The organism is Lysinibacillus sp. NPDC093210 (assembly GCF_044753985.1).
Taxonomy (GTDB): Bacteria; Bacillota; Bacilli; order Bacillales_A; family Planococcaceae; genus Lysinibacillus.
The window spans coordinates 248,100-260,205 of record NZ_JBIVOE010000001.1; the positions used below are offsets into that span (position 1 = coordinate 248,100).

Here is a 12,106-nt window from a genome sequence, read left to right on the forward strand (position 1 = left end):
CAGTGTTCCGATTAAGAATTAAATAAATTATATTTAAAATAAAAAGAAAATTCAATGTATTTTTTAAATAAAAATTTATTTGACAATTAAATTTATCGTAAAAAACCTCTTTTTCTTACCATTTTTAGGTTTTCATTTATAAAAACAACCAAATATTACATTTTATAAATTTGCTTTTATTAGTGTTATAAAAACACAAAAAGACCCTGGTTATACACCAGAGCCCTAAACTACATAATTAAAAAAAATCATATCCTCTATAGGAGAGGATAATTATAAATAAAAAGCCTTTTAGAAAATATAAGTTTATTGGAAAACGTTTATGAATTATCTATCGCCATACTTCTTCTATGTTCCCTGTTTATCGTAAGACTTCTAGAAAGATAAAGCGAGAAATAAAGCTTTCTGCCTTTGAATTTACAATGAATTTTTTAAAATATTTAAGCTGCCCTTTCTGACTAAAAAGGAGCAGCCTTTAATATTTTATAATAATTTAGAACAATCCTACCGCATGTCCTTCACTATCAACATCCATTCGTAAGGCAGCTGGCTGTTTTGGTAAACCTGGCATTGTCATAATATCACCTGTCAGACAAACTAAGAAGCCTGCACCAAGCTTTGGAATGACTTCACGAATCGTTACGGTAAATCCTTCAGGACGTCCAAGTAACGTTGGTTGGTCAGATAATGAATATTGCGTTTTTGCCATACAAATCGGCAGAACGTCCCAGCCGAATTTTTCGATTTGCACGATTTGCTTTTTCGCTTGATCTGTAAAATGAACATCTTTCCCGCCATAGACCTTTTGTACGATTGTACGGACTTTTTCTTCAATCGATTCTGCTACATCGTATAAAGGGGAGAAATTATTTTCTTCATCGAGGACAGAGAGTACTTGCTCAGCTAAGGCTAAACCGCCTTTGCCGCCCTCTTCCCAGACATTTGTACGGGCAATGCGAACATCATGTTCTTGACACCAATTTAACACTGCTTCCAGTTCAGCTTCTGTATCTGTAATAAAACGGTTTAACGCAATGATTGGTTCAACACCGAATGTGCGAATCGTCTCAACGTGTTTGGCTAAGTTTTCAATGCCTTGTAACAGTGCAGGCACGTTTTCTCCAACGAGTGCTGTTTTCGCGACACCGCCATGCATTTTCAATGCACGAATTGTTGCCACAATCACTACGGCACTTGGTTTGAAGCCTGCTTTACGTGCTTTAATGTTCATGAACTTTTCAGCACCTAAATCGGAACCGAAGCCCGCTTCTGTTACAACGATATCAGCTAACTTACGTGCTGTTTGTGTTGCCATAATCGAGTTACAGCCATGTGCGATATTAGCAAATGGACCACCATGAATAATAGCAGGTGTCCCTTCTAATGTTTGCACTAAGTTTGGTTTGAAGGCATCTTTTAATAGCAGTGTTAGTGCGCCTTCTACTTGTAAATCACGTACAAATACCGGCTCACGATTATACGTATAACCGATGACGATACTTGCTAAACGCTCACGTAAATCATCGATGCTTGTTGCTAAACAGAACACCGCCATAATTTCAGAGGCAACTGTAATATCAAAGCCATCCTCACGTGGCATTCCTTGCACTGGACCACCAAGACCGATAACCACTTTTCTTAGAGCACGGTCATTTAAGTCCATTACTCGTTTCCAAATGATACGGCGAGGATCAATGTTTAATGCATTCCCTTGATGGATATGATTATCTATAAATGCTGAAAGCGCATTGTTGGCTGTTGTGATAGCATGCAAGTCACCAGTGAAATGCAGGTTTATATCTTCCATTGGTACAACTTGAGCGTATCCTCCACCTGTCGCGCCTCCTTTTACACCCATTACTGGGCCAAGGGAAGGCTCACGCAATGCGACAACAACATTTTTCTTTAATTGATGAAGTGCATCTGCCAACCCAACCGTTACTGTTGATTTTCCTTCACCAGCTGGAGTTGGACTTATCGCTGTCACTAAAACAACCTTCGCATCCTCGCCCTGTGCTGTTATTTTTAAAGGATCTATTTTTGCCTTGTAGCGGCCATATTGTTCTAGTGCATCTTCTGGAATACCTGCCGCTTTTGCAATGTCTATAATAGGCTTCATAACCGCTTGACTAGCGATTTCTAAATCTGTTAAAGGTTGATTCTTCGTTGTCATTTGGCACCCTACTTTCTATATTATTTAACTCCATTATAGACTTTATTGAGAAAGAAAACACAGTTAGTTACGCAATATTTCGACAATCAATTGACAACTGTAATCAATTCATGTATGTTCTAAGAGAAAATGCAATTTTTTCATTTTTTATCAATTATGCCAAGAGTTAATTGATAGTATTTTACATTCAAGCGCATTGGAGGCGAATGCTTATGCAACAAGGAATCGTAAAGTGGTTCAATAACGAAAAAGGTTATGGCTTTATTGAATGTGATGATGGAGAAGATGTATTTGTACATTTTACGGGCATACAAGAGGAAGGCTTCCGTACACTTGAAGAAGGACAGAAGGTTTCATTTGATGTAGTGGAAGGCAATCGTGGCCCTCAAGCGTCAAATGTTGTAAAATTATAAGCGACAAGGAGCTGTTCAACAAATGAACAGCTCCTTCTTTATTTTTATTTTGTCATTATGGGTTAAGCCAATAAAATGCTCCAGGAGAAATTAATGTTTCCTTCGTCCGATCTGTATCTCTCAACGTAACACCGAACGGCCCTTCACATTTTCGACCAAGCATCATTTTTGTTGCGGCAGCTTCTTCGTAAAAATCTAAACGAATATTAGGCAAATGTAATGAAATAAATTCCGAGTGAACTTCAGGCTCTGATAATTGTAATACTTCTTGCCATATCTTTGCCGTTGCCCTCGCATCTTGGACATAAAACTGTACTGACTCCATCGAAATATTTTGTGTTGTTTTTAGTGCGCCACTTGTCTCTAATTGTGCGTAACGCTCCTCATCCCCATCAGCCCATTCAATAAAAAATGGAAAATCGATTACTTGCTCTTGTTTCCCGAAATGTAATAGTTTCCATTCAACAACTGATCCATCAGGTCGTGTTCGACTACAAGCATCTGGTCCATAAACTTCTAAACCTAGCGCACGTAAACGCTGTGCCTCTTCTTCTATTTTTGTAGTACGTAAAGCAATTCTAGAAAAACCATAGCACTCATTGTCCTGTTTAAAAGTATAATGTAAGGAATACGGTAATTTCGCCGCTTCCTCAAATAGCGCATGATCATAAACCGCTATTTGTTCAATGTAGCTTAACCCAAAATAGCTTAATGTGTTATACGTTCCCCACATTGTGTGCTGACCACCATTTACGGTATGGATATGACGTTTATTTAAAAAGACTTTCATATTTTCCGGTGATTGAACTTGATGAACGATATGATCAAAATACAAAGTCATTCTTCTTCCCCCTTTTTGTCCTTTCATTATATACTTTACCTGTTAGTTTTCTAGGTTTAAATTAAAATTAGGAATATTCAAATAATTAAAGGTGTTTAATTGGGTATTTGGAAGAGTAGAGATTCATTACAACTACAGATCGTTATGTATATTGTCATACACTATTTTATTCACTATCACTTTTTAAATTATTAAAAATGCTTAGCATGAATGTTAAACCTGCAACAATTTCAATGAAGTAGGAACTTATAACTTTAGTAAACCATACACCACCGATTGGATTTGACAAAGGCAAAATTGTGGCCAATGGCACATAAATCGAAATGAGAAAACAAGGAATAAACACGCAAATAAGTAAAGGCAGATTTAAATGAATGGTCCATTTTTTTATAAAAATAAGTGATAAATAGACACCCCACAAAAAGAGCGTAATAAAGTTAGCCCAAAAAACAGGAGTTATACTAAATGTTGAAGCTGACATAACTTTAATTTCATTTTTAATATCAAAACTGATAATTGTTAATAAAAATAAACCTATAACCCACATTAATTTCCATAAATAAGGTGACCATTTTTTCATAAAAAACCCCTCCTTAGCCTCTTAGAAGTTTAATTTATTATTATAAGTACGTTCCAAAATAGTCCATATATTATAAATTATTCGCTTTTTAAAATGAACACCAGTACGTAACTACAGAAAAGTTTCATACATAGGAAATAGGGTAATTTATTGATAAATGAATTAAACAGAATCAGCTAGAGTTATAAGGAGCGTTTTCTGTAGTCGTTTTTTCGACTTTTAGATGCTCCTTTTCATAGTCAAAAATATTGATATAACAGACATTCTTCATTTTGTCTTTTGTTAATGTGCCTTTTTTGGACAAACCAATTTTTTAAAGCAGAGCTAGCGGTCAGAAAGGATAAGAAAATGAAAAAAATTTTTTATGTAGGCCTAATCATCCTTAATTTTTGCCTATTTACCATAATGAAGGAAGTAGAGGCAAAGGAAAATCACGAAACGGATCGAAAGGTCATCCTTATCTCGTTTGACGGAATGAAAAATGACTATACTAAAAAATATGTTCAAGAGAATAAATTACCTCATATCAAACAGATGCTAGAAAATGGCGTTACGGCCGAAAAACCTACTACTATTACCCCTTCCCTTACTGCGCCATCACATGCAGCAATAGCAACAGGGGCTACACCGAAACAAACCGGCATCGTAAGTAATCATTTCCACGAACCAAACACAGCTTTGGATAATGAAGAAAGCGGTTTTCAGGCAGAAAGCGAAGTACCTCCTTTATGGGTAGAAGCTCGAAAACAAGGAAAAACAACAGCCACTATCGCTTTTCCTGGTGCTAATCCCAAAGAGGAAAAACAAGGCGATTATTCTATATATTTTGGAGAAACTTGGTCTCCAAGCAAGTTGGAATCGTTAACCTTTAAGAAAACTACTGAATGGGTTCAATCCCCTAATAGCTTCAGTCCTTTAAAGGATGCGGAATTCTCCATTAAAATGAAAAATGAAAAAGATCGTTCCATTCACATTTTGGCGATTGACTCAACTGATGATCAAAATGAAAACTATGACACGTTTATATTATCCGAAGATAAAAAAGTAGGTTCTGAGGACGCTATTGTAAAAGGAAGCAAATGGGGATCACTTCCAATCCAAATAAAAAATCATCAATCTGCGGGCTTTTGGTTCAAAATGAAAATAGATAACGAAGACCTTAGCCATTCTGTAAAGTTGTACCGAACAGCAGTAACTTCTAGTCGAATTAGTGGTCCTAAAGGATTTGCCGAAGAGATTGAGAAGGAATTTGGATATTATCCAGCACAAGATGATGATAGTGCCCTTGAGAAAGGATGGATTACAAGAAAGGAATATGAGGAGATAAGTAAACGACATATCATGTGGATCACAAAAGTTTCGCTTTATATAAAACAGCAATACAATCCTGATTTGCTAATGTTTTATACACCGCATATTGATCATGAACAACATAAATATTTATTAATAGACCCTCGTCAGCCAGACTATTCAGATGAAAAGTCAAAAAAATATATGAGCTATATCGAGTGGTCTTACCGATTAGCCGACGAAGTAGTTGGTGAAACATTGAGTTCCCTAAAAGACAATGATTATTTGTTTGTCGTCTCCGACCATGGAATGGAACCTGCTCATTCTACTCTTTCGCCTAACAAAGTATTACTAGATGCAGGGTTATTAACGGTCGATCAACAAGATAAAAATAAAATTAATTATGCAGAATCGAAAGCATATGCCATTCCAAGCGGATCAGCAGCGAATGTATATATTAACCTACAAAACCGTGAAAAAGGTGGAATTGTCCCTCAAGAAGAATATAATCATATCCGTGACCAAATCATCCAAGCTTTTAAAGAGGTCGAAGTCACATATAATAAAGGAGCAATGCTTCAATATGAAATGAAAAAAATGAAGTCTGCCATACAATCGGACAATTATTCGTTCTCTACTGTTCAACAGCATGTCAAAAATATTTGGAGCCATCTGTTGGAACCAAGAATCCATCCTTATGAAAGTGTATTGAAAAATGAAAATATAACCCTTTTGGAACATCAAAATGCAGGCGATGTCGTATTAATAGGTGCCCCTGGCTATGTTATTGGTAGCGACATTGAAAAAAATGTAACGCCACCAATTGAATTAGGGACACATGGAGGAGATGCAAACAGAAGCATGCTTAGACCTATTTTTATCGTTACTGGAGCAGAATTTTCAAAAGGGAAAGAAATTAAATCCACATCTAATTTAGATATAGCGCCTACAATTTATGATTTATTAGGGTTAAAAATACCTTCATTTGTAGAAGGTGAAATAATTGAAGGCATTTATAGAGATAATAAAATGAAGGAACTCGGGGAGTGAATAATACATTTTTCCAAATACGCTTTGATCTCCGCTAAGGGTGGACGCTTAACTCGAGCACATCGTAAGCCGCAACCCTCACTAACGTTCGTTTGGTTGCGGCTTACATAACGTGCTTTCCCACGACATAGGAAAGTTAGCCTTGCTAAAATAGCATTACGTCCTTAATTTGTAAGTAATGTTCCAGCATAAATTGCGTTCGTTCTTACTCCTGGTTTAATTTCTCCATTAATAGAGTAAATATTTTTATCCATTAATACTAAGCCCTCTCCACAAGGTGCATCAAATGGAACTTTTCCTACAGAGCGCCAAGTATCCTTTTGCGCATTATAGATTAGCACCTCTTTATTCCAGTTAAACTCATAAGGATCTGCAGTAAAGTATTTTGTTCTAAATGCCAATAATTCTTCATCTTTTAATGACCCTAAATTTTTAACAGCATCATCATACACTGTTTTATTAAAGCCACCGATTACCAACATTTCATTTTTATTTAATTTGACTGAATTAGCGCCAAGTAAAGAAATTTCTTTCCCATTTACTTTTACAGAAGAAACTTTTGTCCATTGATTTTTCTCGATGTTGTATTTGTAGCCATCTGTATAAGCAATTGATCCTCCCCCACTAAATACATAGAGGTTTCCATCTAATATTTGAGCTACGCTTTGATTTCTAACACTTTCTCCTGGTATTGTCGCTAGCTCTCTAGTTTTAGATGTTTTTAAATCATACTCGTATAATTTATTGCTTTCTTTTGCATTTTGCTTCCCTAGCCCAATATACAATTTTCCATCTTTCTCAGCAGCTATCCCATCACTAATAGTAAATGGAAGATCTCCTACTTTTTCTACTTTCAATTTTTTATTTTTATCAATCGTTAATAAAGTAATATCGTCTGCATATTCTTTGTCAGGACTGCCACCAATATAATAGATTCCTTTTTCTGTCGTTACGGAAGATCCATAGCCAATTTCATGGTTAAGATTCGTATGTTCCACCATTGTTAATTGATCTTTCTCTTTTTTATAAACATATATATCTGAGTAATGTTGCTTTGCGCCTCCATTTAATACTGTATCATAAGGGAAATTCGCGCCGCCTCCTACGATTAAATAATCTTTATATGAGCCAGATAACACGCCAGCTGTCCCAATATTCTTTTCAAATCCTTTTTGCGCCTCTAGTTCTCCTGCATATTCCCATGTTATTCTTTCCACTGAATCTCCGCCTTTAGAAGCTTCTACTTTACTTCCAATACCTACGCCCAAAACCAACATTGATGTCATAGCTGCTACCAAAAATTTTTTCATAATTTCTCCTCCTTTTAATATGGAAATTACATCAAATTTCTTTTATAGATAATGACAAAATATCTCCAATCACCTCCTTTGGGGATTGCATTTATTTCTAGATCACCATATCGAAATTCTTAATATTCCGAAAATTCAACTGTTAAAAGTTTTTTACTTTGTTATAAAAGGAAAACTAAAAGAGAAATGAGATAGAATCGACAATCTTAGTGATATATAGGCTACGCTGGAAGTCGCAAAAGCAATTTATCAATAATCATTTAAGAACGCGTCAAATTTCAAAACTATGTAAATGACTAGTTCAAGAAAATTATCGCGTTCTTTGTTTAACCGCTCCCTTTGTCTATTCCCCCTATAAATAGTCTGATAGGGTATATTAACAAAGAGATTTACAATATAATTATTTATTATCTATAGCTTTAAAAGTTCATTGCTAAAAACGATTAGAAGATTAATAATGCTAGTCCTCCATCGGGCTTTCTTTTTGATAAGATAAAATCCCTCGGCAAAATGTCATCAGCACATCCTAATCTTTGTTTAACACCACTAATCTGCATCCATTCCAGCTTTAATACTTCCTTTACGATCTCTTATATTTAACTGTTTTGCAGGATTAGTTGATGTCATTCTAATAACATCCTCGAGTGTACAGTCATCACAATATTTCAGCATATTTTTTAACGCAACACTTAGTATTAAAACACTGCCTGCTAATGTGCCGATCTCTAATCCAGCCATTCCATCTTTCACAATGACCATCTCACCGCCTAAAGGGATGCTATTTCTGCATCCATAACATCAGCGCCAGATGTCCCGTGCGTGTGAATATCAATCATGCCAGGTATTACTGATTGTCCTTGTAAGTCGATAACATAGAATTGATCATCTGCTTTATAGTTGGTCATCCAGCCTGTTTCTTGAATTTTCATTCCATCAATTTTAATAAATCCATCGGAAATAATCTGATTTTCTGCATAAATTTTTGCATTGATTAAAACAATTGATTGATCCATTCTATCTTACCTCTCAATTCATATAGCTTAGCCATTCCACATTTTACGAGCTCTTAGCAACCTCAAGTAATCCTCTAAAACATCTTTTCAATAACTGCTTGAGCAGTTAGTTCTTTGTTATGAACAGATTCTTTGTTCGTTTTCTTGAAGTATTCAAGATAAAGTAAATCTAAAAGATAGAGCTGTGAAATTTTTGCAGATAAGCTGCCCCCTTGCAGTGGCCCTTCATTTGCACCACAAAGCAGTGTAATATCTGCGAAACTTGTCAAAGGAGATTTTGCAAATCTCGTTATCGAAATAATTTTTGCGCCTCTTTCTTTTGCTACTTTTGCTACTTCAATCGTATCTTTCGTTGAACCTGAATAAGATATAAGAACAGCTACATCTTGCTCAGTCATTAAAGCAGCAGACATAATTTGAAGATGAGAATCCACTGAGCACTCAGTTTTATTGGTAATTCTCATAAATTTATTTTTTGCTTCCATTGCTGTCATTAAGGAAGAACCGACGCCAAAAAAGTGTATTCTTTGAGCGTTTATCATGCACTCGACAGCATGCGCTATATCGCTTTCCGATAGTAGATTATAGGTTTCAGTCAGCGCATGGACATTTGACGATAAAACCTTGGACGATAGTTCTGCAATTGTATCTTGCATCGTAATCGCACTGGAAAGTTGCGGGGTTTCATTATCAAGCGTAATGCTATGTGCTAGCATAATTTTAAACTCTTGGTATCCTTTAAGATCCATCGTTTTACAGAATCGAAACACGCTTGACTCACCTACGTTACATGCGTCAGCTAAATCAGTAATTGACATGTAAATGACATCTTTTATATTTTCGAGAACATAATCTGCTACCTTTTTTTCCGTGTTAGTAAATGAGTTGTATCTCGAATGAATAAGTGAAAATATATCTTGATTTCCCATAATAGTACTCCTTCTATTAATCGCCTCTTAAATGAAGTGATACTGCGCCAAGAATGCCAGCTTTATTTCCAAGAGAGGCTTTCATGATTTTTACATCCGAGAAACTCTCCATCGTTAACAATTTAACTTTTTCCGCTATATTGTTGACGAGATTTTCTTGCTCCATTACACCACCACCTATAATAATCGCTTGTGGATTAAAAATGTGAATGAAGGAAGCTAACCCTAATGCTACTTCTAAAATCCAATCCTGAAGAACCTTTTCTAAACTTTGATCCCCTTGATGCATTCTTTCAAAAATGACTCTACCATTTATAAAGTCAGCGTTTATTTCCTGTGCTCTTTTTATTAAAGAGGTTGTAGATGCATATGTTTCATAGCATCCATTTTTACCACAGTTACAATTTTCACCGAATGGATGGGTAATAACATGCCCAAATTCTGCTGCCAATCCATTATGTCCTTTATAAATTTTAGAGTCTATTATTATGGCCCCCCCAATACCTGTACCATATGTTAAACAAAGAAAATCTTTATAGTCCGTTGCTGCACCAAAATACTTTTCCCCTAATGCAGCTGCGTTTACATCATTTTCTACTTTAACAGGAACTTTAAATTGTTGTTCAAGGATAGCTTTTAGTTGAGTACCAGTATAATTTGGAATATTATCATTAGCATAAATTATAGATCCATCTGTACTATTAACCTGTCCTGCTGTGCTAATACCTATTGCCTGAAAGCCCTGATACTCACTTATTATCTTAATTAGTTTTTCAACTAAATACTTTCCACCTTTTTTACTTTCTGTATCATATTCTTTAAATACTTCTATTTGCCCATTTTCATCAGACATGCCAACTTTTATCGATGTGCCGCCAATATCAGCTGCTAATATCTTCACTTCAATCATCCCTTTAGCCTGACTATCTAATTTACTTTATACTGATTGAATCGCACTAACAAATCTTTTAGTAATTTCCATCGGTCTTGTAATAGCAGTACCAACAACTGCTGTATGAACGCCAAGATCAAAAACACGCTTTAGTTCGTCTGGAGTCCAAATGCCACCTTCCGCAATGACAGGAATAGGGAAACTTTGGATTAGTCTTTTAATCAACTCTAAATCGGGTAATTTTTTATCATTTGTATATTCTGTATAACCGCTCAATGTTGTACCTAAGCAATCAAACCCCAATTCATACGCCTCTTTAGCCTCTTCATAAGTAGAGCAATCCGCCATAAAAATCTGATCTTTATACTTCTGTCTAATTTCAGGGAATATTTCACTTATTGTAGTGCCGTCAGGTCTAATTCTTTTCGTGGCATCAAGAGCGATTATATCTACCCCCTCCTTGTAAAGCAATTCGACCTCTTTACTAGTCGGTGTAATACATACGTCCGATTCGTCAGATGACTTTTTGATAATGCCAATAATGGGTAGATCAACCATACTCTTTATTTCTCTAATATCTTCAATACTATTTGCTCTAATTCCCTTAGCCCCTCCAAGCATTGCTGCATAAGCCATCTTCCCCATAATAAAAGAGCTGTGAAGAGGTTCTTCTGGAAGTGCCTGACATGAAACAATCAGTTGTCTTTTAATATCATCAAAAACTTGCTGTTTTTTATTCATTTGCATACATCTCCATGGATAATCATATTACTTATCTGCCCCAATCGTAATTCCTTTTGTAAAATACTTCTGGAAGAAAATAAATATTAGTAGCATAGGAATTGCTGCTACAGTAGCACCCGCCATCTTATAAGCGAAGTTTGGATTTAAATCTTGCATTAAAGTTGCAATACCTACCATTAGTGTTTTTGAGTTAACATCTTGGCCTACAACGAGTTGCCATAAGTAATCATTCCAAACCTGAACAAAATTAAGAATAAATAATGCACCAATTCCCGGCTTAACTAGCGGTAGCATGATTTTATAAAATATACGAAATTCGCTAGCACCATCGATTTTTGCGGCTTCTCTTAATGAATCAGGAATTGTATCAAAAAAACCTTTTAATAAAAATACGCCAAATGCTGTTGCTACGTTAGGCCAAATCATGCCACTTAACGTATTTACCATATTTAAGTCTTGAATAATTCTAAACAGTGGAACAATCATAACTTCTTTTGGAATCATTAAACTTGAAATAAAAATAATGAAAATCACATTTTTCCCTTTAAATTTTAGCTGTGAAAAAGCATAAGCTGCAAGCGAACTAACAACAATTAAAGCAAATGTAGACATCAGCGCTACAAATAAACTATTATACGTCCATGTTAGAGCAGGCTGATTATTAAACACATCTACATAGTTACTAAAGTTTAAGCTTTTAGGAAACCAATCTGGTGGCATTTTCACAACATCAGCACTGTTCTTTAAAGAACTTGTCACAAGCCAATATAATGGAAAAAGACTTAAAACAGCGAAAAATATAACAATGCAGTTTGTTATAATTTCTATTTTTTCTCTTTTCCTCTTGTTCTTATTTCTTAACATAATCATT

Annotated in this window: 12 protein-coding genes; 2 read left to right on the plus strand and 10 right to left on the minus strand. The window is 35.4% G+C overall.

Translation table 11 applies throughout. The features are described 5' to 3' along the window. Positions 1 to 493: 493 nt before the first annotated feature. Entirely contained in the window at positions 494 to 2,173 is a 1,680-nt protein-coding gene (locus tag ACIP9C_RS01215) for a formate--tetrahydrofolate ligase (protein WP_401007874.1), read from the minus strand. A 212-nt stretch (positions 2,174 to 2,385) separates the two neighbouring features. Here ACIP9C_RS01215 and ACIP9C_RS01220 point away from each other — a divergent pair, with 212 nt between their 5' ends. Next, positions 2,386 to 2,586: a cold-shock protein gene (locus ACIP9C_RS01220; protein WP_004269397.1), complete on the plus strand. Its 201-nt coding sequence runs from the start codon at positions 2,386 to 2,388 to the stop codon at positions 2,584 to 2,586. A 55-nt stretch (positions 2,587 to 2,641) separates the two neighbouring features. On the opposite strand, the gene ACIP9C_RS01225 is transcribed toward ACIP9C_RS01220, so the two are convergent. Together ACIP9C_RS01225 and ACIP9C_RS01230 are read right to left on the minus strand one after the other, a co-directional pair. After that, on the minus strand, positions 2,642 to 3,427 hold the full coding sequence (locus ACIP9C_RS01225) for a VOC family protein (RefSeq protein WP_401007877.1): 786 nt from the start codon (positions 3,425 to 3,427) through the stop codon (positions 2,642 to 2,644). A 166-nt stretch (positions 3,428 to 3,593) separates the two neighbouring features. Next, positions 3,594 to 4,007, minus strand: a complete 414-nt coding sequence (locus ACIP9C_RS01230) for a hypothetical protein (protein ID WP_401007879.1) — start codon at positions 4,005 to 4,007, stop codon at positions 3,594 to 3,596. Between the two features lie 348 nt (positions 4,008 to 4,355). Here ACIP9C_RS01230 and ACIP9C_RS01235 point away from each other — a divergent pair, with 348 nt between their 5' ends. Then, positions 4,356 to 6,347 carry an alkaline phosphatase family protein gene (locus ACIP9C_RS01235; protein ID WP_401007882.1) on the plus strand — a complete coding sequence of 664 codons (1,992 nt, stop codon included), beginning with the start codon at positions 4,356 to 4,358 and terminating at the stop codon, positions 6,345 to 6,347. 164 nt (positions 6,348 to 6,511) lie between these two features. Here the strand turns inward: ACIP9C_RS01235 and ACIP9C_RS01240 are convergent, their stop codons facing one another. The 7 genes from ACIP9C_RS01240 to ACIP9C_RS01270 all read right to left on the minus strand — a co-directional run bounded on the left by ACIP9C_RS01240 (position 6,512) and on the right by ACIP9C_RS01270 (position 12,099). Continuing rightward, complete coding sequence (locus ACIP9C_RS01240) at positions 6,512 to 7,657, minus strand: cyclically-permuted mutarotase family protein (protein WP_401007884.1); 1,146 nt, start codon at positions 7,655 to 7,657, stop codon at positions 6,512 to 6,514. A gap of 546 nt (positions 7,658 to 8,203) precedes the next feature. Then, on the minus strand, positions 8,204 to 8,416 hold the full coding sequence (locus tag ACIP9C_RS01245; protein ID WP_401007887.1) for an amidohydrolase family protein: 213 nt from the start codon (positions 8,414 to 8,416) through the stop codon (positions 8,204 to 8,206). Positions 8,417 to 8,424: 8 nt separating this feature from the next. After that, a complete protein-coding gene (locus tag ACIP9C_RS01250; protein ID WP_401007890.1) occupies positions 8,425 to 8,670 on the minus strand; it encodes a hypothetical protein in 246 nt (81 codons plus the stop codon). Positions 8,671 to 8,744: 74 nt separating this feature from the next. Then, positions 8,745 to 9,599 (minus strand): MurR/RpiR family transcriptional regulator, encoded by an 855-nt coding sequence (locus ACIP9C_RS01255; RefSeq protein ID WP_401007892.1) that lies wholly within the window; start codon positions 9,597 to 9,599, stop codon positions 8,745 to 8,747. Positions 9,600 to 9,615: 16 nt separating this feature from the next. Continuing rightward, positions 9,616 to 10,509 carry an ROK family protein gene (locus tag ACIP9C_RS01260; protein WP_401007895.1) on the minus strand — a complete coding sequence of 298 codons (894 nt, stop codon included), beginning with the start codon at positions 10,507 to 10,509 and terminating at the stop codon, positions 9,616 to 9,618. Positions 10,510 to 10,536: 27 nt separating this feature from the next. After that, the gene (locus tag ACIP9C_RS01265) at positions 10,537 to 11,232 is read right to left on the minus strand and encodes an N-acetylmannosamine-6-phosphate 2-epimerase (RefSeq protein ID WP_401007898.1); all 696 of its coding nucleotides are present in this window, start codon (positions 11,230 to 11,232) and stop codon (positions 10,537 to 10,539) included. A 27-nt stretch (positions 11,233 to 11,259) separates the two neighbouring features. Continuing rightward, entirely contained in the window at positions 11,260 to 12,099 is an 840-nt protein-coding gene (locus tag ACIP9C_RS01270; protein WP_340824901.1) for a carbohydrate ABC transporter permease, read from the minus strand. Positions 12,100 to 12,106 lie beyond the last annotated feature (7 nt).